The 22,789-nt window shown below is 70.5% G+C and carries 24 protein-coding genes; 10 read left to right on the plus strand and 14 right to left on the minus strand.

The features are described from left to right. Positions 1–35: 35 nt before the first annotated feature. Both QCD66_RS31965 and QCD66_RS31970 read right to left on the minus strand, forming a co-directional pair. Positions 36–851: a hypothetical protein gene (locus QCD66_RS31965; RefSeq protein ID WP_375732898.1), complete on the minus strand. Its 816-nt coding sequence runs from the start codon at positions 849–851 to the stop codon at positions 36–38. Positions 852–978: 127 nt separating this feature from the next. Next, positions 979–1,647: a DUF4245 domain-containing protein gene (locus QCD66_RS31970; protein WP_364222977.1), complete on the minus strand. Its 669-nt coding sequence runs from the start codon at positions 1,645–1,647 to the stop codon at positions 979–981. A gap of 252 nt (positions 1,648–1,899) precedes the next feature. Here QCD66_RS31970 and glpX point away from each other — a divergent pair, with 252 nt between their 5' ends. Both glpX and QCD66_RS31980 read left to right on the plus strand, forming a co-directional pair. Next, the gene (gene glpX / locus QCD66_RS31975; RefSeq protein ID WP_364222974.1) at positions 1,900–2,931 is read left to right on the plus strand and encodes a class II fructose-bisphosphatase; all 1,032 of its coding nucleotides are present in this window, start codon (positions 1,900–1,902) and stop codon (positions 2,929–2,931) included. Continuing rightward, on the plus strand, positions 2,928–3,920 hold the full coding sequence (locus tag QCD66_RS31980; RefSeq protein ID WP_375732899.1) for a DMT family transporter: 993 nt from the start codon (positions 2,928–2,930) through the stop codon (positions 3,918–3,920). Before glpX ends, QCD66_RS31980 begins: the two co-directional genes overlap by 4 nt. 51 nt (positions 3,921–3,971) lie before the next feature. Here QCD66_RS31980 and QCD66_RS31985 read toward each other — a convergent pair whose 3' ends face one another. From QCD66_RS31985 to QCD66_RS32010, 6 genes are all read right to left on the minus strand, one after another. Continuing rightward, positions 3,972–4,940: an NAD(P)/FAD-dependent oxidoreductase gene (locus QCD66_RS31985; RefSeq protein ID WP_357533395.1), complete on the minus strand. Its 969-nt coding sequence runs from the start codon at positions 4,938–4,940 to the stop codon at positions 3,972–3,974. 111 nt (positions 4,941–5,051) lie between these two features. After that, complete coding sequence (locus QCD66_RS31990; protein WP_375732900.1) at positions 5,052–5,693, minus strand: rhomboid family intramembrane serine protease; 642 nt, start codon at positions 5,691–5,693, stop codon at positions 5,052–5,054. Positions 5,694–5,793: 100 nt separating this feature from the next. Beyond that, positions 5,794–6,483, minus strand: a complete 690-nt coding sequence (locus QCD66_RS31995; protein WP_364222965.1) for a lytic transglycosylase domain-containing protein — start codon at positions 6,481–6,483, stop codon at positions 5,794–5,796. 178 nt (positions 6,484–6,661) lie between these two features. Then, entirely contained in the window at positions 6,662–8,086 is a 1,425-nt protein-coding gene (locus QCD66_RS32000) for a PhoH family protein (RefSeq protein WP_364222962.1), read from the minus strand. A 428-nt stretch (positions 8,087–8,514) separates the two neighbouring features. Further along, positions 8,515–8,862 (minus strand): hypothetical protein, encoded by a 348-nt coding sequence (locus QCD66_RS32005; RefSeq protein ID WP_212826512.1) that lies wholly within the window; start codon positions 8,860–8,862, stop codon positions 8,515–8,517. Further along, positions 8,859–9,203 (minus strand): hypothetical protein, encoded by a 345-nt coding sequence (locus QCD66_RS32010; RefSeq protein ID WP_212826509.1) that lies wholly within the window; start codon positions 9,201–9,203, stop codon positions 8,859–8,861. Before QCD66_RS32010 ends, QCD66_RS32005 begins: the two co-directional genes overlap by 4 nt. Before the next feature lie 264 nt (positions 9,204–9,467). On the opposite strand from QCD66_RS32010, the gene QCD66_RS32015 reads away from it, so the two are divergent. The 3 genes from QCD66_RS32015 (at position 9,468) to otsB (ending at position 11,429) form a co-directional block, all read left to right on the plus strand. Further along, positions 9,468–9,908, plus strand: a complete 441-nt coding sequence (locus tag QCD66_RS32015) for a helix-turn-helix transcriptional regulator (RefSeq protein WP_357533402.1) — start codon at positions 9,468–9,470, stop codon at positions 9,906–9,908. Positions 9,909–10,187: 279 nt separating this feature from the next. Further along, positions 10,188–10,562 (plus strand): hypothetical protein, encoded by a 375-nt coding sequence (locus tag QCD66_RS32020; protein WP_375732901.1) that lies wholly within the window; start codon positions 10,188–10,190, stop codon positions 10,560–10,562. A gap of 42 nt (positions 10,563–10,604) precedes the next feature. Beyond that, a complete protein-coding gene (otsB, locus tag QCD66_RS32025; protein ID WP_375732902.1) occupies positions 10,605–11,429 on the plus strand; it encodes a trehalose-phosphatase in 825 nt (274 codons plus the stop codon). Positions 11,430–12,306: 877 nt separating this feature from the next. Here the strand turns inward: otsB and QCD66_RS32030 are convergent. The 3 genes from QCD66_RS32030 to QCD66_RS32040 all read right to left on the minus strand — a co-directional run bounded on the left by QCD66_RS32030 (position 12,307) and on the right by QCD66_RS32040 (position 15,950). Continuing rightward, on the minus strand, positions 12,307–13,077 hold the full coding sequence (locus tag QCD66_RS32030) for an isoprenyl transferase (RefSeq protein WP_357538803.1): 771 nt from the start codon (positions 13,075–13,077) through the stop codon (positions 12,307–12,309). Positions 13,078–13,130: 53 nt separating this feature from the next. Beyond that, on the minus strand, positions 13,131–14,018 hold the full coding sequence (locus QCD66_RS32035; protein ID WP_407566905.1) for a hypothetical protein: 888 nt from the start codon (positions 14,016–14,018) through the stop codon (positions 13,131–13,133). A gap of 84 nt (positions 14,019–14,102) precedes the next feature. Next, positions 14,103–15,950, minus strand: coding sequence for a phosphoenolpyruvate carboxykinase (GTP) (locus QCD66_RS32040; RefSeq protein WP_375732904.1), 1,848 nt, complete (start codon positions 15,948–15,950; stop codon positions 14,103–14,105). A 434-nt stretch (positions 15,951–16,384) separates the two neighbouring features. Between QCD66_RS32040 and QCD66_RS32045 the strand changes: the two genes are divergently transcribed. The 4 genes from QCD66_RS32045 to QCD66_RS32060 all read left to right on the plus strand — a co-directional run bounded on the left by QCD66_RS32045 (position 16,385) and on the right by QCD66_RS32060 (position 19,234). Next, positions 16,385–17,266 (plus strand): sigma-70 family RNA polymerase sigma factor, encoded by an 882-nt coding sequence (locus QCD66_RS32045; RefSeq protein ID WP_375732905.1) that lies wholly within the window; start codon positions 16,385–16,387, stop codon positions 17,264–17,266. Between the two features lie 52 nt (positions 17,267–17,318). Then, positions 17,319–17,855 carry a GtrA family protein gene (locus QCD66_RS32050; protein WP_364211894.1) on the plus strand — a complete coding sequence of 179 codons (537 nt, stop codon included), beginning with the start codon at positions 17,319–17,321 and terminating at the stop codon, positions 17,853–17,855. 66 nt (positions 17,856–17,921) lie between these two features. Further along, on the plus strand, positions 17,922–18,731 hold the full coding sequence (locus QCD66_RS32055) for a GtrA family protein (RefSeq protein ID WP_375732906.1): 810 nt from the start codon (positions 17,922–17,924) through the stop codon (positions 18,729–18,731). A gap of 11 nt (positions 18,732–18,742) precedes the next feature. Continuing rightward, complete coding sequence (locus tag QCD66_RS32060; protein WP_375732907.1) at positions 18,743–19,234, plus strand: MaoC/PaaZ C-terminal domain-containing protein; 492 nt, start codon at positions 18,743–18,745, stop codon at positions 19,232–19,234. Between the two features lie 16 nt (positions 19,235–19,250). Here QCD66_RS32060 and QCD66_RS32065 read toward each other — a convergent pair whose 3' ends face one another. The 3 genes from QCD66_RS32065 to QCD66_RS32075 form a co-directional block, all read right to left on the minus strand. Next, positions 19,251–19,823 (minus strand): PH domain-containing protein, encoded by a 573-nt coding sequence (locus tag QCD66_RS32065; protein ID WP_364211885.1) that lies wholly within the window; start codon positions 19,821–19,823, stop codon positions 19,251–19,253. Positions 19,824–19,922: 99 nt separating this feature from the next. After that, on the minus strand, positions 19,923–20,798 hold the full coding sequence (locus QCD66_RS32070; RefSeq protein WP_364211882.1) for a biotin--[acetyl-CoA-carboxylase] ligase: 876 nt from the start codon (positions 20,796–20,798) through the stop codon (positions 19,923–19,925). Between the two features lie 9 nt (positions 20,799–20,807). After that, on the minus strand, positions 20,808–21,059 hold the full coding sequence (locus tag QCD66_RS32075) for a hypothetical protein (RefSeq protein ID WP_364211879.1): 252 nt from the start codon (positions 21,057–21,059) through the stop codon (positions 20,808–20,810). A 109-nt stretch (positions 21,060–21,168) separates the two neighbouring features. Here QCD66_RS32075 and QCD66_RS32080 point away from each other — a divergent pair, with 109 nt between their 5' ends. After that, positions 21,169–22,761, plus strand: coding sequence for an acyl-CoA carboxylase subunit beta (locus QCD66_RS32080; RefSeq protein ID WP_375732908.1), 1,593 nt, complete (start codon positions 21,169–21,171; stop codon positions 22,759–22,761). The last annotated feature ends 28 nt before the right edge of the window (positions 22,762–22,789 follow it).

Consider the following 22,789-nt stretch of genomic DNA (forward strand, 5'->3'; position numbering starts at 1 on the left):
CGGCTTCGGGACGTCTTCGCGCGCCGAAGCCGCGGTCAGTCGGTCAACAGCTCGTACGCCGCCTCGGGGGCCCGCATGCTCTGGGCGGCCGTCGGCCGGCGTGGCGGGGGCGCCGTCCCGAACTCGCTGTACACGATCTTGATTTCCCGTGCCTCGACCTCCCCGGCGGCGGGGGTCGAGATGCCCAGCTCGACCAGCCGACCCTCCGCGTCGATCCGGGCCTCGAACGGGATGGACGCGGCTGCCGCGCCGAGTGCCTCCAGCATCCCCTCGTCGAGCAGCGCCGAATCGGCCACCTTGCCGAGGTCGACGGTGCCGCGGTAGGTGCCGGCCCCGGTGTCCCGCACGTCGGTGGCCGTCTGGAAGAGCGCCGCGGCGAGCGCCGGGTCCGGCGAGTCGGATTCCCCGGCCTCCACGTCCAGCACGTCCGGAACGCGGGCCGGGTCGACCAGGAGGTACTTGTCACTCCACGAGTCGATGCCCGCGGCCTTGTTGAGTTCGTCCCCGTAGTCGATCCGCACCCACACGTCCTCGTTGATGAGGATGAACTCCAACGTGCCCGGGTCGCCGTCGATGTCGAAGAGGAGCTTGGCGGCGGTGCTTTCGCTGGCCATATCCACCACACCCACGATGTCCTCGGAGCCACCGGTGACGGTATAGAGGAAGTTGCCCTGGTCGAACACCTTGGTCGAGTCGAGCAGCGCCTGGCGCAGGTCGGGCGTCGCGCTCACCCCGGGCGTCGCGTCCTCTTCCGGCGGGCTGTGCGACCAGACCCGTATGCAGCCGGTCGTGCCGAAGGCGAGCAGGGAGGCGGCGACGAGCCCGGCGAGGGTCCGCCGAATGGTCTTCACGAGAAGCTTCTCCACGGGTCTGCCCCGACCCCAGGATCGGCCGGGCGGCTGCGTCGGCAAGCCTAGGAACGCCCCATGGAAGAAACGCTTGAAGAACACTTGAAGCGGCCCGTACCGCCCCGCCGGCCTACCCCAGGCCGTCCGCCAGATCGCGCAGCTCCGCCTCGGTCGCGGAGCCGACCACCATGACGGTGCGCTCGGGTTCGAGCAGGACCAGCGCCCGCTCGCCGGGCCGGGCCGTGTAGCGCTGCCAGGTGCGCCCGCCGATCTCGATGACGCCCTGCGGCTGGCCGTCCGCGGTCAACTCCTGCGGCAGGAGGGTCTCGGCCGGCACGTCGCTCTGCACGAGCTGCACCCCCTCCCCCTCGGGCGAGACGAAACCGACGCGCAGGGTCGCGGTGCCGTCGGCACCGTTGAAGTTGGCGGTGACCGGCCGCCAGTCGTCGTCGACACCGGTCGGGTCGATCACCTCGAACGCCCCGGACGCCCGCGCCTGGGCCACCGCCGGCGCGGGGTCGATCACCACCGGCTGGTCGGCGCCGAAGAAGACCCGGTAGATGCCGAAGATCAGGGCGATCGGCACCAGCAGCACGAGCAGCGAGATCGCCATGTCCTTCGGCGACCGCTCGGATCTCCCGGTGGGTTCACCCGAACCCGGTGGCGGCACGTCGGGATCCTCACCGGTCGACCCGGCGGACGCCGGATCGGCGCCGGCGAGCAGGTCGGTGTCGGTGTCGGCGGTCGTCCGCCCGGGCGGGGGTACGGGCCCACGCTCGGTGGGCTGGGCTGGTTCCACGTACCCCATCTTTACAGTCGCCGTCGGCGGCCCCCAGCTTGGCAGTCGCCGTAAGCGCCACGATCCGGACCATCGGCGCCCCGAACGGACGTTCAGCCCACGACCGTGCCAGGATCGAGGCGAACCGCCCCCGCCCGGCCCCGGAAGAGGGTTCGATGGGCGCGGGACGCGGGATCGCGGCCGGCCCACGCCGCCGGACGCGATCGAGCCGCCGGGCAACACCGGACCGACGGAACGAGTGAGGTAACCGCGATGACCGCTACTAGCACCCGGGTACCGCAGAACCTGGACCGCAACCTCGCCCTGGACCTGGTCCGGGTCACCGAGGCCGCCGCCATGGCCGCCGGTCGCTGGGTCGGCCGCGGTGACAAGGAGGGCGGCGACGGCGCGGCCGTCGACGCGATGCGCAAGCTGATCAACTCGATCCAGATGCGCGGTGTCGTCGTCATCGGCGAGGGCGAGAAGGACAACGCGCCGATGCTCTTCAACGGCGAGCGGGTCGGCGACGGCACCGGTCCCGAGGTGGACGTGGCGGTCGACCCGGTCGACGGGACCACCCTGATGAGCAAGGGCATGCCGAACGCCCTCGCGGTGCTCGCGGTCGCCGAGCGGGGCGCGATGTTCGACCCCAGCGCGGTGTTCTACATGGAGAAGCTGGCGGTCGGCCCGGACTGCGCGGACGTCATCGACATCACGGCCGGGGCGACGGAGAACCTGCGCCGGATCGCCAGGGTCAAGAAGTCCAGCATCTCGGACGTCACCGTCTGCATCCTCGACCGGCCCCGCCACCAGCGCCTCGTCGAGGAGGTACGGGACGCCGGCGCCCGGATCCGGTTCATCTCCGACGGCGACATCGCCGGCGCCATCTCGGCCGCCCGGCTCGAGTCCGACGTGGACGTGCTGATGGGCATCGGCGGCACGCCGGAGGGCATCACCGCCGCCTGCGCGCTCAAGTGCATGGGTGGTGCCATCCAGGGTCGGCTCTGGCCGCACGACGACGCCGAGCGCGAGCGGGCCGTCGCGGCCGGGCACGACCTCGACCGCGTACTCACCACCGACGACCTGGTCACCGGCGACAACTGCTTCTTCGTCGCCACCGGGGTCACCTCGGGCGACCTGCTGCGTGGCGTGCGCTACCGCTCCGGCGGCGCCTACACCCAGTCGATCGTCATGCGCTCCAAGAGCGGCACGATCCGGGTGATCGACTCCTACCACCGGCTGGAGAAGCTCGCCCTCTACTCGGCCATCGACTTCGACGGCCGGCCGATCGCCGAGCAGGAGTGACCACCACCGAACCGGGTACCGCCGCGACCCCGACCGTCCCGTCCAGCCGGCGTGCGGTCGGGGTCGTACTCGGCGTGGTCGCGGGGGTCGCCCTCGCCGCCCAGTCCCGGGTCAACGGCGAACTCGGGGTACGTCTGCACGACGGCATCGCCGCCGCCGTCGTCTCCTTCGGCTCCGGTCTGGTGATCCTGACCGTCCTGACGGCGGTGGTGCCGGCCGCCCGGCGTGGTCTACGGATCCTGCGGACGGCGTTGCGCGACGGCGGCCTGCGGCCCTGGCAGTGCCTCGGCGGGGTCTGCGGCGCGTTCCTCGTCGCCACCCAGGGCCTGACCGTCGCCACACTCGGCGTCGCCGTCTTCATCGTCGCCGTGGTCGCCGGCCAGTCCACCAGCAGCCTCGCCGTCGACCGGGCCGGATTCGGGCCGGCGGGCCGGCAACCGGTCACCGCGCCCCGCCTCGCCGGTGCGGTGCTGACCGTGCTGGCCGTCCTGCTCGCCGTCGGTGACCGGCTGGGCAGTCCCTCGGCGCTCGCCCTGGCCCTGCTGCCCGCCCTCGCCGGGATGGGGATCGCCTGGCAGCAGGCGGTCAACGGGCACGTACGGATCGCCTCCGGCAGCGCGATCACCGCGTCGTTCGTCAACTTCGTCACCGGTACGGCGGCCCTGCTGCTCGCCTTCGTGGTCGTGGTGGCCGTACGCGGCTGGCCGGACGGCCAGTGGCCGACCGAACCGTGGCTCTACACCGGTGGTGTGATCGGCACGTTCTTCATCGCGGTGGCCGCGGTCGTGGTGCAGTACACCGGGGTGCTGCTGCTCAGCCTGTCGATGATCGCGGGGCAGGTCGGCGGTGCGCTGCTGTTCGACGTGCTGATCCCGCCGCCGACGGGGCGGCCGGGGGTGACCACCGTCGTCGGCGCGGCCCTGACCCTCGTCGCGGTCCTGTTGGCCGCCGGCGTACGGGGGCTCCGGCCACCGCGTCGGCGGGGGTGAGGGCCGGCCGGCGCCGCGGCCCGGCCGGCACCGGCCAACGCGGCACCGGGCTCAGCCGGCGTCGGAGGAGTGGCCGGGGAACAGGTGGGCGGACGGGTCGATGAGTACGGCCGCGTTGTTGACGGCGGTCGCCGCCTCGCCGAAGCCGGTCGCGATGAGCCGCACCTTGCCCGGGTATTCGGTGATGTCACCGGCCGCGAAGACCCGGGGCCGGTTGGTGGCCATCGTGCTGTCCACCCGGATGTGTCGCCGGTCGAGTTCCAGCCCCCAGTCGGCGAGCGGCCCGAGGTCGGCGGTGAAACCGAGCGCCGCGACCACGGCGGTGACCGGCACGGTCTCGACCGGGCCGCCCTTGACCGCGATGTCCGCGCCGGTGACCACCGTCTCGCCGTGGATCTTGGCGATCTCGGCGTTGACCACGATCCGGACCGGCAACTGCTGGACCCGGGCCACCGTGGCGGCGTGGGCGCGGAACTTCTCCCGCCGGTGCACGAGGGTGACCGAGCGGGCGATCGGCTGCAACGCCAGTGCCCAGTCGAACGCCGAGTCGCCGCCGCCGACGATCAGCACGTCGTGCCCGGCCAGGTCGGCCAGGTGCGGCACGAAGAACACGATGCCGGCACCGGCGAACGTGGCGGCGGCCGGCAGTGGCCGGGGGGTGAAACTGCCGAGCCCGCCGGTGATGATGACCGAGCCGCAGAGCAGTTCTTCACCCGTGTCGAGCCGGAGCACCGGGCGGCCGTCGAGGTAGGACAGCTCCTGGGCGCGTACGCCGAGCAGGTAGTCCGGGCGGTAGGGCGCGGCCTGCTCGACGAGGTTGGCGACCAGGTCGCGGCCCTTGATCGCCGGAAACCCGGCCACGTCAAAGATCATTTTCTCGGGGTACATCGCGGTGACCTGGCCACCGGGCTCGGGCAGCGCGTCGATCACCGCGACCGACAACCCCCGGAACCCGGCGTAGTAGGCGGCGAACAGGCCCGAGGGACCCGCACCCACGATCGCTACATCGATCTCCCGCATGCGCCACGCCGCCTTCCGTCCCCGGACCCAACGTGCTTGGCAAAGACGGTATGCGGCCAACTCCGGCCGGGCAACAGGCGTCCCGCGGCGGCGGTCAGGAGTATCCGGACGTCACTCCGGACCGTACGCGTCGTCGGCGTCCGGCTGGCGCCGCCGGAAGAGGATCGCCGCGAGCAGCCCGCCGAGGAACCCGAAGAGGTGCCCCTGCCAGGACACCTGCGGATCGGTCGGCAGGATGCCGATCAACTGCCAGCCGTAGAGCAGGCCGACCAGCAGTACCACGCCGAGGTTCCACCAGCTCCGCTCCACGATGCCGCGCATGAGCAGCAGCCCCAGGTAGCCGAACACCACCCCGCTCGCGCCGACCACGACGGAGTGCGGCGAGCCGGTGAACCACACGCCCAGACCGCTCACCAGGATGATCACCAGGGTGGAGAAGAGGAACCGGCGGGCACCGGCCGCGAGCACGAACGTGCCGAGCAGGATCAGCGGCACGCTGTTGCTGTAGAGGTGGTCGAAGCCGTGGTGCAGGAACGGGCCGAAGAAGACCCCGTCGAGGCCGTCGATACGACGCGGGATGATGCCGAGCGCGGGGTCGAAACCGGCCGCGAGCCACACGTCGAGCGCCTCGATGACGAACAGGATGGGCACGACCGCGCACATCGCGACGAAGGCCCGGCCGAGGGCGGCGTAGAACGCCTCGGTGCCGAACCGCTGCGGATCGCCACGCCGGGAGTTCAGGTCGTACGCCACCCCCAAGTAGCTATCAGCTCACGGCGGCCGCCGCCAGTCGGGAACGACGAAGGCGCCCGCGACCTGAGATCGCGGGCGCCTTCGATACCAGGATCGCGGCTCAGTACCAGCCCTGGTTCTGCGACGTCTGCCACGCGCTGCACGGGGTGCCGTAGCGCCCCTTGATGTAACCGAGCCCCCACTTGATCTGGGTGGCCGGACTGGTCTGCCAGTCCGATCCGACGGAGGCCATCTTGTTACCGGGCACCGCCTGCGGAATGCCGTACGCGCCGGAGGAGCGGTTGTGCGCCTTGGGGTTCCAGCCGCTCTCCTTGGTCCAGAGCTTGTCCAGGCAGGGCATCTGGTCCAGGCCGAACCCGCTCTGGAGCAGCAGCGCGCAGCCGATCTGGCGGTTGCCGCTGTATTGGTTGCACGACTCCGGGATCGGCCCGTCGTAGGGCTTGGCCGGCGCGTTGGCGTCGTTGGCCGCGGCGGCCGCCTCCCGCTTCTTGCGACTGGCCGCTTCCTCGGCCTTGCGGGTCCGCTCAGTGGCCGCCTTCGCCGCTTCCTCGGCCTTGCGGGCCGCTTCCTGCTCGGCGAGGCGCTTCTGCGCGTTGGCCACGATGTGCGCGGCGTGCCGCTCCTTGATCAGCGCCTGTTCCGCCGCCTCAGCCTGGGCGACCTGCTGGTCGTTGATGCCCTGCTGCTGGATTTCCTGCTCTTCGCCCAGGTAGTAACCGCCGACGACGCCCGTCAGGAGCAGCGCCACAGCGGCCGACCGGACTCCGATCCGGCTCCACGGCCGAGTCACGAAGTGGTCCCTTCGTCGGGGGCACGGACACGGCGTGGCGACCGCGTCGATCGGATTCCACGCCGCCGAACACCCTGACGCACCGTGCGACGGTTGGGCAATCAACCAACGACATTGTGATGTGCGCCACGCCACTTATCATCCCTAACCGGGACCAAGTGGCGTGGCGCCGTACCACCTAACGAGGGATGTCCTCCAGCAGGTCGGTCACCACCTCGGCAATGGGTGACCGTTCCGAACGGGTGAGCGTCATGTGGGCGAAGAGTGGATGCCCCTTGAGCGCCTCGATGACGGCGGTCACCCCGTCGTGCCGGCCGACCCGGAGGTTGTCCCGCTGCGCCACGTCGTGGGTCAACACCACCCGCGACCCCTGCCCGATCCGGGACAGCACGGTGAGCAGGACGTTACGTTCCAGCGACTGCGCCTCGTCGACGACGACGTACGCGTCGTGCAGGCTCCGCCCGCGGATGTGGGTCAACGGCAGCACCTCCAGCATCCCGCGGGCCATCACCTCCTCCATCACGTTCTCGTGCACGACGGCACCGAGGGTGTCGAAGACGGCCTGCGCCCACGGCGACATCTTCTCCGCCTCGGAGCCGGGCAGGTAACCGAGTTCCTGGCCACCGACGGCGTACAGCGGGCGGAAGACGATCACCTTCTTGTGCCGGCGGCGCTCCATCACCGCCTCCAGCCCGGCACACAGGGCGAGCGCGGACTTGCCGGTGCCGGCCCGGCCACCCAGCGACACGATCCCGATCGACTCGTCCAGGAGCAGGTCGAGTGCCACCCGTTGCTCGGCGGAACGGCCCCGCAGCCCGAACGCCTCCCGGTCACCGCGCACCAGCCGTACGGTCTTGTCGGGCTGCACCCGCCCGAGCGCCGAACCGCGTGACGAGTGCAGCACCAGCCCGGTGTGGCAGGGCAGGCTGGACGCCTCGTCGACGTCGAGCGCGTCCCCGGCGTACAGGCGGTTGATCTCCTCCTCGCCCAGCTCCAGCTCGGCCATGCCGGTCCACGTGGGATCGCTGGCCTGGCCGTGCCGGTATTCGTCGGCGGTGAGCCCGACCGACGCCGCCTTGACCCGCAGCGGCATGTCCTTGCTGACCAGGGTCACCGTCCGCCCCTCGGCGACGAGGTTGAGCGCCACCGACAGGATCCGGGTGTCGTTCGACTCGTTCCGGAATCCGGGCGGCAGCACGGTGTCGTCGGCGTGGTTGAGCTCCACCCGCAGCGTGCCGCCGAGGTCGTTGGTCGGCACCGGCTCGTCGAGCCGCCCGTGCTTGATCCGCAGCTCGTCGAGCATGCGCAGCGACTGACGGGCGAACCAGCCGAGTTCCGGATGGTGCCGCTTGCCCTCCAGTTCGGAGATGACCACGAGCGGGATCACGACCTCGTGCTCGGCGAAGCGGTGGAAGGCGGCCGGATCGGACAGGAGGACCGAGGTGTCCAGGACGTAGGCGTGGCGCGCTGGTGCGGGCTCCGCACTGTCGGCGGTGTTCCCGCTACGGGCGGAGGAAGCGCGCCGGGTGGTCCTGGCGGACCGGGTCGCGGTGGCGGCGGCCGGGTCCTGGTCGGCCCGGGTGTTCGTGCGGCGAGTGGTCACAGGCCTGCTCCGGCGGGCGTGCACCCGGCCACCCGCGTCTCGCCTCGTCCGGAGCCCGGACGAACGGGGTCGGATGCGGGCCCCGTCGCGCCGAAATCGCAGGTCCAGGCCGGCCGGCTGACCCGGGACACCCCCGGGTCATGGCAGGAACGCTAGCCGGCCGGAAGCCGCTTGGGCTAGAGCTGCCCACAGGTTGGCGGCAGTTGTGAGGATCTCGTCACAGTCCGCACCGATCGGGAATTCCGGATGAGCGTCGGCCGGGGATCCGCGAACGGATCCCCGGCCGACGGGAGGACCGGCCGGGATGCGTGCCCCCTGCGCGCATCCCGGCCGGTAAGGGATCACCAGTCACCGGTCTGACGGTGATCCCGTACGGTGCGTGTCCGCCGCGGACGACGCACCGCAATCGCGGGCGACCGCTCACCCCATCACGCGTCGCCGGCAACGGATGCCGGCCGGCGAGCGTGTCTGATGGAGTGCCGTCCGCCGTTGGTCGCGGTCCCCGCGAAAGAGGCGCCCGTGTACGTCGTTCCCTGACGTACGTCGGTGCGGGCGTTGTCGGGTGTCGTGGGTGATGGCACCGCCAGCACCGAGGCGATCGCCGCCTGCGCCTCTCGACGCCGGCGGTTCCAGGCCCCCCGGTCGCCGTCGAAATGGCCCTGCCGGTATCCGAACCGGTAGCCGATGCGGTAGCTGAGCTGACCGTGCAACCGGCCCGCCGCGTAGCTGGACGAGGCCAGCAGCAGCACCAGGAACACCGCGAAGAAGGCGCTCATGTCTCCTCCGTGTCGAACGAGCTCGGATCGTCGGTGAGCAGCCGGTCCAGGTCATCGGTGCTGACCTCCTCGACCAGCTCGACGCTGATCCGGCAGCCGTCCATGACGACCTCGGCGATCGAGGCGCGGCGGATGTCCCCACCGGCGTCGTAGACGCGCACGCTCAACTCCGGGCAGCCGAGGTGCGTGCGCCAGGAGTTCCACTCGGCCCGGTCGCCGACGTTGAGGGACAGGTATCGGCAGCCTCGCGCCAGGTACATGCGCCACGGCGCGCTGAGTCCGGCGGCCACCCCGTCTGCGATCAGGCCGAACGCCTGGGCTCGGGTCGCGAGCTCGGTCACCAGTTCCCTCCTGTCCCAGACGCGTGACCAGATTGAACACGGATCGTCTCAATCACGTGACAAAGAGTAGTCCGTACCACGTGCGTGACAGCATCAGCTTTTCGTACGATTAGCACCGACCCTAAGTCCACCTAGTCTGTACTTGTGACACCCCTCAACACAAGGACTGACTCGTTAACAGGGAATCATGGACCCCTGTCACGCACACAATACAAAGATGACCATCCCGGCGGCGATGCGGAATCCTCGCCGTACCGTCAGCCAGTGCCGGAGACCGCCCACGGGCGCAAGATCGCCTTTGCCGCTTTCGTCCGTAAAGCTCTCGACGACGCGCGGACCACGCGAGCCTGGACCGGCTCGGAGGTCTCCCGGCGGACCGGCGTTTCCCGGCAGACCATCAACCGGTGGGTACGCGGCGAGTGGGCCAGCGACCCCGAGGCGGAGCGGGTCGTCGCCTTCTGCGAAGGGCTCGGGATCAACCCCACCGTCGCCTTCGGCGTACTCGGCTGGGACCGGCAGACCTCGGCCCGGCCCGCACCGGCCGCCCCACCGATGGACCCCGACGTCGAGGCGCTGCTGCGCCGGCTGGTCGACCCCAACGTCTCCGAGGCGGAGAAGTTCCACATCCGCGAGACGATCCGCTACCTCGCCTACCGCCCGCCGATCCCCAGCGAGCCGCGCAAGGGCCGCAGGCGGGCCAGCTAGGCGGGGTTCGGCCGCCTCCGCCGGCCGCCCCCACCTCCACCATCCGAGGCAACGGACATCGCAGTCGATCCTTCATGCCTGGTACGGCCGCACGTGGTGCCCACAAACCGGGGCGACTTCCTCAGATGGCGAAAGAAGGCGTTCCGGTGGCCTTACATGCCGTGCGGGCAACCGAACGGGCACGCTAGCGTCCCAATCTGTACTGCTTGGGCTCGTCGTCGGCGGGGGGACGGGACAAGGCCGAACACAGCCCTGCGGGACAAAAGGAGGGGTCTACTCATGACCCTGAAATCGACAGCGACCGTGACAGCGGCCGTTTCCACGACAATGTGCATCACCATCAACGTCCTGGTCGCCCTGCTCGCCCACAAAGAAGTGCCCGGCATCATCAACATGGTCGTGGTCGGCGTCACCGCCGTCGGGATCGTGCTGGCGATAGTCGGCGAACTGTACGAGCGGATCAACGGGCGGATCACCGCCCTCACCGAGTTCCTCGTGGCCCGGCTGAATGAACTTGACATGAACACCAACGACCGCAACGCCGGGTTCGTGGAGGGCTACCTGCTCAGCCACGGCCAGGACGCGGCGGTCGTGCCGTTCGGCCCGCGCCTGGGCAACCGCCGGGCCATGAGCGGTGGCGACGACCGAAGCTGATCAAGGCTTCGGTTCCCCCACCGTCCAGGTAGGGTGGCTCGTGTGCGGCCGTACGAGACAGGTGACCAGCTTTTGACCCGCCCGGTAACCGCGGAGCAGGCCTGGAAGGCCACCTCCGGCCGGGCCGGGCGGTGCGTCCTGTTCTTCGACTTCGACGGCACTCTGGCGCCGGTCAGCGACGACCCCACCACGGTGCAGCCCGTCGCCAAGGTGATGGTCGCGATCGACGCCCTGGCCGAAGTCGTCCAGCGCATCGCCATCGTCTCCGCACGCCCGGTGGACTTCCTGCGCGACCGGTTCGCGACCGCGCCCCACGTCGACCTCTACGGGCTCTACGGCCTCGAACACAGCCACGGCGGCGGTGAGACCGTCACCGAACCCGCGGCGCTCCCGTGGATCCCCGCGATGGAAGAGCTCGCCACCCGCGCCCGCACCGAACTGCCCACGGCGGTCCTCGTCGAATACAAGCGCCTCTCCGTGGCCCTGCACTGGCGGACCAGCCCGCAACTGGCCTCCACCGTCGAAGCCTGGGCCACCGCCGAAGCCGAACGACTCGGCCTACGCGTCCAGGCCGGCCGCATGGTCGTCGAACTCAAGCCGCCGGTCGACAGCGACAAGGGCAAGGTCATCGGAGAGGCGATCGGCTCCGCCGGATGCGCCTGGTACTTCGGCGACGACGTCTCCGACATCAAGGCGTTCAACGCGCTGCGCGCCCGCGAAGCCGCCGACCCCGACTTCTTCGGCGTCTGCGTCGCCGTCGCCAACCCCGAAACCGGGCAGGAGGTCGCCAGCGCGGCCGACCTGACCCTCGACTCCCCCGAAGCTCTCGCCGACTTCCTGACCGACGCCATCCACGTGCTGCGTTAGCTGGCCTCGCTGTGTTAGCTGGCCTCGCCTTCGGCTCGGCTGGCTCGCTCCGCTTCGCGCCGCCTGAGTGCACCGTCTTCACCCTGCGGGCATGACGGCTTCGCCGCATGTCCTCGGGCTCCAGACGGTGCGGCGGCGCTCGGTCGACTCGCGACGTGAGTTGCGGTCAGACCTGTCCGCCGATTGCTTCGCCGATCCGTGTCGGGTCGTGGCGGGGTTGCGGGCCACGAACTGTCCAGCCCTGGCGACCGCACGGCCGAAAAGCCGTGACGGGTGTGTGCGTTGCCGGGACTTGGTCGGCCCAGTCGTCGACAACGCCCAGGCGACCCGACAGCCCCGGCTGACGAACTGAGCGCTGGAGGGGTTATCCGGCCGGAATAACCCCTCTCCCGCTCAGTTCGTGGGAGGGACCTCGCGTCCACTGCCCGCACCATCAGGGCGATATGCGCCGAACGTCTGTCACGGCGAGGGGAAGGTCGCGGAGATGGGTGGTTGATCTGGGCGGGAGGGACCTTATCGAGCGTGGATAAGGTCCCTCCCGCCCAGATCAGCAAGGAGGACCACCAAACAACGCTCCCGACAAGGCGAGCCCAGCCACCAGGCGGGCGCCGATCGTCACCCTTGGCGGAACCTGCGAAACGTCCGGCGGGGCGTCGGCTGTGGCGACGACCAACCGAAACCGGTCGGCGAAGCAATCGGCGGACAGGTGTGACCGCAACTCACGTCGCGAGTCGACCGAGCGCCGCCGCACCGTCTGGAGCCCGAGGACCGCGCCGCGAAGCGGTCGCGGCCCGCAGGGCGAAGACGGTGCACTCAGGCGGCGCGAAGCGGAGCGAGCCAGCCGAGCCGAAGGCGAGGCCAGCTAGCACAGACTCGACTAACCGCCGTAGCGGCGTTGGCGGTGGGCGTACGAGCGCAGTGCGCGGAGGAAGTCGACGCGGCGGAAGTCGGGCCAGTTGACGTCGCAGAAGTAGAACTCGGAGTGGGCCGACTGCCAGAGCAGGAAGCCGGACAGCCGCTGTTCGCCGCTGGTGCGGATGACCAGGTCGGGGTCGGGTTGGCCGCGGGTGTAGAGGTGTTCGGCGATGTGCTCGACGTCGAGGATCTCGGCGAGTTCTTCGAGGGTGCCGCCGGCGGCGGCGTGTTCGTGCAGCAGGGAGCGTACGGCGTCGGCGATCTCGCGGCGGCCGCCGTAGCCGACGGCGATGTTGACCTCGGCACCGCCGGTGCGTTCCTGGGTGCGTTCCTGGGCTGCCTTGAGGGCGGCGGCGGTCTGGGCGGGGAGGAGGTCGAGGGCGCCGACGATCCGCAGCCGCCAGGGGTTGCCCTCCTCGGCGAACTCGACGACGAGATCTTCGATGATCTTGAGTAGCGGGTCGAGTTGGCTGGCGGGGCGGCGAAGGTTGTCGGTGGCCAGGAGGTAGAGCGTGACGTGTTCGACGCCGGCCTGGTCGCACCAGTTGAGCAGGTGCTTGATCTTGACTGCGCCGACGCGGTGGCCGTCGTTGGGGTCGACGTAGCCCATCTCCTTGGCCCAGCGCCGGTTGCCGTCGCACATGACACCGATGTGGCGGGGTACCGGCTTACCGGCGAGCCCCGCCGTGAGCCGCCGTTCGTAAACCGAGTAGAGCAGGTCCCGCAGTTTCATCTCTTGCAGACTAGCGACCATCGCTGTGGAAGGCAGCCGGGCACCTCAGGTGGTCAGGACGGTGCGTGTTCCGGCGGGCGTACGGCGGTGGCCGGTCCGGCACGGCCGGCGCGCCACAGGGCGTAGCAGGTGAGCGCGGCGGCCGCGACCAGCGGCGCGCCGTCGCGGACGAGTCCGTCGACGCCGAGCAGCCACCAGCACAGCGGCAGGTCGACGGCGAGGACGGCGACGGTGATGGCGACCAGTACTCCCCGGGCCCACCTTTTCCCGCGGAGCAGGAAGAACGCGTCGAGCAGTACGACGTTGCCCACCACCACTCCGGCGACGAACCAGCCGACCACGGCGGGTACGGCGACGAGCTTCCCGTCGAAGATCGTGCCGACGGCGATCAGGCAGGGTACGAGCATGAGCGGGCTGTAGGTGAACGCGGCGACCCGGGCGGTGAGCAGCCAGGCGGCGACCGGCGGCTTGCGCGGCGGCGTCGCCCGCCAGGAGATGCCCTGCCGGTCGATGACGAGCCGGCCGGGGTGGCGTACGAGGTGGGCGTCGACCTGCGGCGAGCGGTAGAGCATCCACACGACGGCGGCGCAGAGCAGGGTGAGCGCGGCGAAGCCGAGCAGGCCCGGCAGCGGTGGCAGGCCGGCGCGCGGCACGATCAGCCGGCCGACGGCGAAGACGGTGGTGACGGCGAGGATCAGTCCGAGCGGGCGGGCCGCCGTCCGGCCGCGGCGTACGTGCCAGATGAGCACCAGGAAGCCGACCGAGCGCAGCAGTGCCCAGCCGCTGCGTACGGCGAGCCCGAAGCCCTGTTCGGGGGCGTACCACCAGTTGAGCAGCTCGACCGCGACGGTCGCGGCGGCGGTGGTCGCGAGCAGTGCGGTCAGGCCCCGGACGGCCGGCGGCCGCCGGACCCCCTTCGGAGTCGCGGCGGCCGTCGTCATGCCTGAGATGATGCCCGGCCGGCGCCAGCGGCACACCGGCGGGCCGGGTGGGCCGGCCCGGTGTCCGCGGGCCGGAGGGTGCGGTCAGGCCGTCGGGCCGGACTGCCCGTCGAGCCGGGCGCGCAGCGCGTCGAGTTCGGCCCAGAGTACGGCGGGCAGCTTGTCGCCGAACTTCTCGAACCACTCGGTGATCTGCGGCAGTTCGGCCCGCCACTCGTCGATGTCGACCTTGAGCGCGGTCTCGATCTCGGCACGGGTGAGGCCGAGGCCTTCGACGTCGAGGGCGTCGGCGGTGGGTACGTAGCCGATCGGTGTCTCGACGGCGGCGCCACGTCCCTCGAGCCGCTCCACGATCCACTTGAGCACCCGGGAGTTCTCGCCGAAGCCCGGCCAGAGGAACTTGCCGTCGTCGTCGCGGCGGAACCAGTTGACGTAGAAGATCTTCGGCAGCTTGGCGGCGTCGCCGTCGACGCCCTTGCCCATCTCGATCCAGTGCTGGAAGTAGTCGCCGGCGTTGTAGCCGATGAACGGCAGCATCGCCATCGGGTCGCGGCGTACGACGCCGACCTGGCCGGCCGCGGCGGCGGTCGTCTCGGACGAGAGCGTCGCTCCCATGTAGACGCCGTGCACCCAGTCGCGGGCCTCGGTCACCAGCGGCACGGTGGTCTTGCGCCGGCCGCCGAAGAGGATCGCGTCGATCGGCACGCCCTTGGGGTCGTGGTATTCGTCGGCGAGGATCGGGCACTGGTTGATGGGGGTGCAGAACCGGCTGTTGCCGTGCGACGACAGCTCGCCGCTGTCCGGCGTCCAGTCGGCGCCCTTCCAGTCGGTGGCGTGCGCCGGCGGCTCGCCCATGCCCTCCCACCACACGTCGCCGTCGTCGGTCAGGGCGACGTTGGTGAAGACCGAGTTGCCGCGGTCGAGGGTCCGCATGGCGTTGGCGTTGGTGGTCCAGCCGGTGCCGGGGGCGACGCCGAAGAGCCCGAACTCGGGGTTGAGGGCGTAGAGGCGGCCGTCGTCGCCGAAGCGCATCCAGGCGATGTCGTCGCCGACGGTCTCGACCTTCCAGCCGGCGATGGTCGGCTCCAGCATCGCCAGGTTGGTCTTGCCGCAGGCGGACGGGAAGGCGCCGGCGATGTAGTGCACCTTGCCCTCGGGCGAGGTCATCTTGAGGATCAGCATGTGCTCGGCGAGCCAGCCCTCGTCGCGGGCCATGACGCTGGCGATCCGCAGCGAGTAGCACTTCTTGCCGAGCAGCGAGTTGCCGCCGTACCCGGAGCCGTAGGACCAGATCTCGCGGGTCTCGGGGAAGTGCGAGATGTACTTGGTCTGGCTGCACGGCCACGGCACGTCGGCCTCGCCGGGGGCCAGCGGCGCGCCGATGGAGTGCAGGGCGTGCACGAAGTCGGCGTCGTCGCCCATCCCCTCGAGGACCTTGGCGCCCATCCTCGTCATGATCCGCATGGACGCGACGACGTAGGCACTGTCCGTGATCTCGACGCCGAACATCGGCGATTCGGCTTCGAGGGGGCCCATGACGAACGGGATGACGTACATGGTCCGGCCCCGCATGCATCCGCGGTAGAGCGCGGTCATGGTCCGCTTCATCTCGTCGGGCGCCATCCAGTTGTTGGTGGGTCCGGCGTCGGCCTCGTCGACCGAGCAGATGAAGGTGCGTTCCTCGACGCGGGCAACATCGGTGGGATCGGTGCGCGCCCAGAAGGAGTTTGGTTTGTGCTCGGGATCGAGTCGCACGAGGGTGCCGGCGGCGACGAGTTCGTCGGTGAGCCGCTGCCATTCCTCGTCGGAACCGTCGACCCAGACGACCTGGTCGGGCGTTGTCAGCTCGGCGACTTCGTGAACCCACGCGAGCAGTTTGGAGTGCGAGGTCGGGGCCTGCGCGAGGCCACGGCTGGTAGCCGGAGCAGTCATGACTTGGTCTCCTTCAGGTCGACGCTGACCGTTATGCGGGATGCCCGAATCCGGCGGGCGGTTAACCGCCACGCCGTAATGAAGTCACGGAAGTTGCGCTCAGCGTAAACCGATCCGCCGACCTGGGCAGTGGGGTCGGTTGTGAAGAAGTGCACAAGGTACGGCCGACCTGCCGTATTGGGAATCTTTTCGCGCTTACCTGCGCAGTTTCGCGCAAACTTTACGTGGAGATCATCACAGCCACCCGTCGACGACCGTCGCTGTGCGTGATCAATTGCACGTCGGGGCATGTATCACACCTTCCCCTGCCGCCCGATTTGTCCTAGGGTTATGACCCATAAGGGTGCTTTTCCCCTAGTGCCCCGCTCCCTCCCGGAGTGCCGCCCCGGGAGAGTGCCGCCCCACCCCTCCCCCTCGACCGTTGGAGCGGACCCGTGACGATCCCCGCCGACCCCGGCCCGGCCGCTGCCGTGGCCACGTGCGTCGCCACCGACGCCGACCTGCTGGCCGCCGTACGAGACGGCGACACCGGGGCGTACGCGACGCTGTGGATCCGGCACTCGCACGCCGCCAGGCGGCTCGCCTACAGCCTGGTGAGCAACGAGGCCGACGCCGACGACCTGGTCGCCGAGACCTTCGTCAAGGTGCTCGCCATGCTCCGCGCGGGGCGCGGCCCGGCGGTCGTCTTCCGCCCCTACCTGCACACCACGCTGCGGCACGTCCGGCACGACCGGCTCCGCCGCGACCGCCGCCTCGCCTTCACCGACGACCTGACCCGGTTCGAGGTGGGTGGGCAACACGAGGACGTCACCCTCGCCCGACTCGAACGGTCGTACGCCATTCGCGCATTCACCCGCCTGCCCCACCGGTGGCGGCTGGTGCTCTGGCACACCGAGGTGCAGGGGGAAACCCCGGCGCAGGTGGCGCCCCGGCTCGGCCTCACCCCCGGCGGGGTCGCCGCACTGGCCTACCGGGCACGGGAGCGCCTGCGGGAGATGTACCTGCGGGAGCACATCAGCACCGCCGTCGATCCGGACTGCCACCCGATCCGGCAACTGCTGGCCGCGTACATCCGCGAACGGCTCGCCACGCGGGCCCGTACCACGGTCGAGACCCACCTCGGCCGCTGCCGGGCGTGCCACGGTCTGCGTACGGAACTGGACGAGGTGAACGCCGACCTGCGGATGGCCCCGACGCCGGGGTGCGCCCCGACCGGCCGGCGCCCGCGCACCCGCCCCGCCCGCGAGAGCTGCGTTCGGTCACCCGCCGGTCACCCCGTGTCGAGCGACCCCGGAGACCACGGGCGCCTCTGTTAAACCTCGTCGCTCGCGCCCGTCAGAATGGGGAGCAACCGGTACGCTCGACGGCGTGCCAGTGACCGCGACGGGCGAGCAGCCGCCAAACTCCATCGATAGACCAGGGCTCGTCCGGAGGATCATCGACCGTTTCGGTCACCTGGTCCGCGAGCTCGGCAAGTTCGGCGCGGTGGGCGGCATCGCGTTCGTCGTCGACCTGCTGATCTTCAACCTGGCGCGTGGTCAGGGCATGGAGGTCCTCGCCGCGAAGACCCTGTCCACCGCGGTGGCCGCCACCGTCGCCTTCATCGGTAACCGCTTCTGGACCTGGCGCCACCGTGAGCGCTCCGGCCTGGCCCGGGAATACCTGCTCTACTTCTTCTTCAACGCGGTCGGGCTAGGTATAGGGCTGGCCTGCCTGGGTATCAGCCATTACGTCCTGGGCAGTATCTGGCCCCGGATCTTCCAGTCCCTGATCGCCGACAACATCTCGGCAAACCTCGTGGGCGCCGCGCTGGGCACGCTGTTCCGGTTCTGGTCCTACCGTCGTTTCGTCTTCGTCGGGCCGGCCAGGGTGGACGCGCCAGAGGTGATCGCGAAGAGCGACTGAGCGCCGAGCCCTCGCCACCCCTCGTCGGGCCGCTGCCCGAACGACTTCCTGCCGTAAGGTGATCCAATGCCCTTTGTCCGTCTACTGCCTGATCGATGGCAGAAGTTCGTCAGCGAGGCCGCCAAGTTCGGCGTCGTAGGCGGCATCAACACGGTCATCAACTACGCGGTCTTCAACGCCCTCGCGTTGACGATCTTCGCGAACGGGCAGCTCAAGGCCACTGTGATCGCCACCATCGTGGCGACGATCACCTCATACCTCATGAACCGGCACTGGACCTACCGGGACCGGCCGAAGTCGGCGATGCGCCGCGAATACGCACTCTTCTTCCTCTTCAACGCCACCGGCCTCGCGATCGAACTGGGCGTGCTGGCACTGGCGAAGTACGGGCTCGGCTTCCACGGTCTGATCGCGCTCAACATCGCCAAGACCATCGGTGTCGTGCTCGCCACACTCTTCCGGTTCTGGTCCTACCGCACGTTCGTCTTCCGTCCGGTGCCGGCCGCCGCCGCAAGCTCGGCGCCCGACCCGGCCGACCCCACGGCCGCTGCCGCGCCCGCCGGGACGCCCGGCGACGCCACCGACGAGCCCGACGCGACCAGCGGCCCGCCGGGGCGGCCGGCCCGCCCGAAAGCCGACGACGATCCGGCCGAGACCGAACCCGCCCGCCCGGCCCCGGCGAAGGCCGACGCCGACACCCACCCGGCCGACGCACGAGCGGCGGAGGCTGCCGGTACCGGCGAGACGCCGCACATCGACTTCACCCGGCTCACCACCCCGCTCGAACGCGAACTGGCCAACCCGATCGACGTCGAGTTCGAAGCCGAACTCGCCGCTGAACTCGACGCCGCCAACCGGCGTCCCGCCTCCCGCTGACCGGGACACCGGTGCGGTCGGGAACGGGTGCCGAAGCCGAGCTGTTCTTCGAGGACCTGACCCCCGGACGCACCTTCGACCTGGGCGTCACCACCGTCGACGAGGCCGAGATGGTGGCGTTCGCCCGCCGGTTCGACCCGCAGTGGTACCACGTCGACGCGGCGACGGCCGCCGGCAGCCACCACGGCCGGCTGATCGCCAGCGGGTTCTTCACGGTCAGTCTCTTCATGCGCGCCTACGTCGACCACCTGCTCTCCCGGGCCGCCGCCGACGCCTCCCCCGGGCTGGAGGAGCTGCGCTGGCTGACTCCCGTACACGCCGGTGACCGGCTGGCCGTACGGCTCGACGTGCTGGGCAGCAAGCCGTCGACGGCCCGCCCCGGCCTCGGCACCGTCACCCTCGGCGCGACCATGACGAGGGTCGACGCGTACGGCCGCCCCGAGCGGGAGGTGCTGCGTACCCGGTTCCGGGGCTGGTTCGTGATGCGTGCCGGTCCGGCCTGAGCGGGCCGGACCGTCCCTACTGCACCGTCTCCCCGGCTGGCCGGGTCTCCCGCGCCTCTTTGAGGATCTCCCGCATCTCGCCGTCGCCGAGGGTGTGCTTGTCGTGGTTGGCCTCGATCAACTCGTACAGCGTGGTCTGCACGCGCTCCACGTGCGGGATGTCGACCAGCACCGACTGGCCGCGCTCACCGGCCGACTCGATCGTCAGCGTGCCGCAGCCGAGCAGCCGTTCGACGAACCGCTGCGACATCGAGTGGTCGTTGACCCGGTTGAGCGGAATGTCCCGCCGGTCGCGGGAGAGCACCCCGTGCTGGAGAAGTACCCGCTCGTTGGTCAGCACGTAGTGCGTGGTGCGCCGGACCAGCCACGGCCAGACGGCGAACGGCACGACAGCCACCACGGCCGCCGCGACCACCACCCACATGCCGATCGTGCCGGCGGTGCCCGCCGGCAGCAGCACGATCGACGCGACCACCGCGGCGACGGCCAGGAGCAGCACCACGACCGGCCGGATCAACGCCTTCCAGTGTGGGTGCAGGTGCAGTACGACATGCTCGTCTTCAGTGAGCACGTCATCGGGGAACGCCACGCCATCCTCCTCGCGTACCGGATCGATCCGCGCTGACGGTAGCGGTTCGCCGCACCGGATGGGGTCACCTGACCGTCGCGTCCTGCGGCGGTCCGACGGTCAACGTAGATGCAGCACGTCACCGGCGGCGACCGCCGTCGGACCGTCCACCGTGTCCACGACCAGCCGGCCGGCACCGTCCACCGAGGTCGCGGTGCCGGTGCGGGTCTCGCCGCCCGGCAGCGACACCCGTACCTCGCGGCCGACCGTGGCGCAGTGCCGGAGGTAGGCGTCGCGCAGCCCGCACTCGTCCGCGTCGCCGGCCGCGGCCCGCCAACGGCCGTACCAGTCGGCGAGGCCACGCAGCAGGGCCCGCAGCAACGGGTCGCGGTCGGTGGCCGCGGCGCCGGCCAGCCGCAGCGACGTCGCCGGCAGACCGCCCGGGTTGGTGGGCAACTCGTCGGCGCGCAGCGTGACGTTGAGCCCGATGCCGACCACGATCGCGGACGGTTCGCCGTTACCGGCCGACGGCACCGACTCGGCGAGGATGCCGGCACACTTGGCCCCGCCGACGAGCAGGTCGTTGGGCCACTTCAGTTCGGCGGGCAGCTCGGCCAGCCGAAGCACGCTCTCGGCCAGCGCGACACCGGCCAGCAGCGGCAGCCAGCCGTATCCGGTGACCGGGGCCGGCGGCCAGTCCCGGTCCGGCACGGCGACCCCCGGTCGCAGTAGGACGCTGGCCGCGATACCCGCCCGCGGCGGTGAGGACCACTGCCGGCCGAGCCGGCCCCGCCCGGCCGTCTGCCGCTCGGCGACCACCACCAACCCCTCCGGGGTGCCCTCGCCGGCCGCCGCGACCGCGTCGGCGTTCGTCGAGCCGGTCTCCCGGCGTACGTCGATCCGGGTCCAGAACCCGCCCGGTACGACCAGCGCCCGCCGCAGTGCCCGCGGGTCCAGCGGCGGACGGTCCAGATCGGTGTACGGCGAGCCCGGCATCAGGCCAGCCTACGGCCAGTCGTACGGCGGTGTGCCGCTGCCGTAGACGGTGCCACGCGGCGGTGCCACGTAGATGGCGGACTCCGGCGGCCGGACGGCCGCCCGGACCGGTCCCGCGTCCACAGCGCCGGGATGATCGTGGCCGTCCACCGTCGGGTGCCGGACCGGTGCGGAGTCGGCGCCGAACGGCCACCGGCCGCGACGCAGCGCGACCAGCACCCACAGGCCACCGGCCAGCAGGGCGACGCCCAGAACCAGCACGTTCTGCCTAACGAGCGGATCAATCACCACGAAACGCCCGGCGGGATTGTAGTGAAATGCACACGACGGCCCGACGGCAAACACCTGAACCATCGTTACGATCCCAAACGTGACCGGACAGCCGAGCGCCACCGAGATCAACGTCCACAGCACCGCCGGCAAGCTGGCCGACCTGGAACGCCGGGTCGACGAGGCGGTCCACGCCGGGTCCGCGCGGGCCGTGGAGAAGCAGCACGCCCGGGGCAAGAAGACGGCCCGGGAACGGATCGCGATGCTGCTCGACGAGGGCTCGTTCGTCGAACTCGACGAACTCGCCCGGCACCGCTCCACCAACTTCGGACTGGACAAGACCCGCCCGTACGGCGACGGCGTGATCACCGGCTACGGCACCGTCGACGGCCGTCAGGTGTGCGTCTTCGCCCAGGACTTCACCGTCTTCGGCGGATCGCTCGGCGAGGTCTTCGGCCAGAAGATCGTCAAGGTCATGGACCTGGCGATGAAGACGGGGTGCCCGATCGTCGGCATCAACGACTCCGGCGGCGCCCGCATCCAGGAGGGCGTGGTCAGCCTCGGCCTCTACGGCGAGATCTTCTTCCGCAACGTGCGCGCCTCCGGCGTCATCCCGCAGATCTCCCTGGTCATGGGACCGTGCGCGGGCGGCGCCGTCTACTCCCCCGCCGTCACCGACTTCACCGTCATGGTCGACCAGACGTCGCACATGTTCATCACCGGCCCCGACGTGATCAAGACGGTCACCGGCGAGGACGTGGCGATGGAAGACCTCGGCGGCGCGCGCACCCACAACACCAAGAGCGGCAACGCGCACTACCTCGCCACCGACGAGGACGACGCGATCGAGTACGTCAGGGCGCTGCTCTCCTACCTGCCGGCCAACAACTTCGACGAGCCGCCGACGTTCCCGGTCGAGGCGGACCTCGCGGTCTCCGACACCGACCGGGAACTCGACACGCTCATCCCCGACTCGGCCAACCAGCCGTACGACATGCACCGGGTCATCGAGCACGTCCTCGACGACGGCGAGTTCCTGGAGGTGCAGCCGCTCTACGCGCAGAACATCGTGATCGGCTTCGGCCGGGTCGAGGGGCGCCCGGTCGGCGTCGTCGCCAACCAGCCGATGCACTTCGCCGGCACCCTCGACATCGCCGCCTCGGAGAAGGCCGCCCGGTTCGTCCGCACCTGCGACGCGTTCAACATCCCGGTCCTGACCTTCGTCGACGTACCCGGGTTCCTGCCCGGCACCGGCCAGGAGTGGGACGGCATCATCCGGCGCGGTGCCAAGCTCATCTACGCGTACGCCGAGGCCACCGTCCCCAAGGTCACCGTGATCACCCGCAAGGCGTACGGCGGGGCGTACGACGTCATGGGGTCCAAGCACCTCGGCGCCGACCTCAACTTCGCCTGGCCGACCGCGCAGATCGCGGTGATGGGCGCCCAGGGAGCGGTCAACATCCTCTACCGCGCCGAACTGGCCGCCGCCGACGACCCGACCGCCGTACGGGCCGAGAAGATCGCTCAGTACGAGGAGACCCTGGCCAACCCGTACGTGGCGGCCGAACGCGGCTACGTCGACTCGGTCATCGCGCCGTCCGAGACCCGCCGGCAGATCGTGCGCGCCCTGCGGGTGCTGCGGACCAAGCGGGAGACGTTGCCGCCCAAGAAGCACGGCAACATCCCGCTGTAACCCGGACCGCCGGGCGGCGACCACCGCC

Source organism: Polymorphospora sp. A560 (genome assembly GCF_045781765.1).
In the GTDB taxonomy this organism is placed as follows: domain Bacteria; phylum Actinomycetota; class Actinomycetes; order Mycobacteriales; family Micromonosporaceae; genus Polymorphospora; species Polymorphospora lycopeni.

What these genes read in the sequence shown, in the direction of transcription:
- glpX (WP_364222974.1), top strand. Translation starts at nt 1,900, where the DNA reads ATGACCGCTACTAGCACCCGGGTACCGCAGAACCTGGACCGCAACCTC.
- QCD66_RS31985 (WP_357533395.1), bottom strand. Translation starts at nt 4,940, where the DNA reads ATGCGGGAGATCGATGTAGCGATCGTGGGTGCGGGTCCCTCGGGCCTG.
- QCD66_RS32005 (WP_212826512.1), bottom strand. Translation starts at nt 8,862, where the DNA reads ATGAGCGCCTTCTTCGCGGTGTTCCTGGTGCTGCTGCTGGCCTCGTCC.
- QCD66_RS32020 (WP_375732901.1), top strand. Translation starts at nt 10,188, where the DNA reads ATGACCCTGAAATCGACAGCGACCGTGACAGCGGCCGTTTCCACGACA.
- QCD66_RS32030 (WP_357538803.1), bottom strand. Translation starts at nt 13,077, where the DNA reads ATGAAACTGCGGGACCTGCTCTACTCGGTTTACGAACGGCGGCTCACG.
- QCD66_RS32035 (WP_407566905.1), bottom strand. Translation starts at nt 14,018, where the DNA reads ATGACGACGGCCGCCGCGACTCCGAAGGGGGTCCGGCGGCCGCCGGCC.
- QCD66_RS32040 (WP_375732904.1), bottom strand. Translation starts at nt 15,950, where the DNA reads ATGACTGCTCCGGCTACCAGCCGTGGCCTCGCGCAGGCCCCGACCTCG.
- QCD66_RS32055 (WP_375732906.1), top strand. Translation starts at nt 17,922, where the DNA reads ATGCCCTTTGTCCGTCTACTGCCTGATCGATGGCAGAAGTTCGTCAGC.
- QCD66_RS32070 (WP_364211882.1), bottom strand. Translation starts at nt 20,798, where the DNA reads ATGCCGGGCTCGCCGTACACCGATCTGGACCGTCCGCCGCTGGACCCG.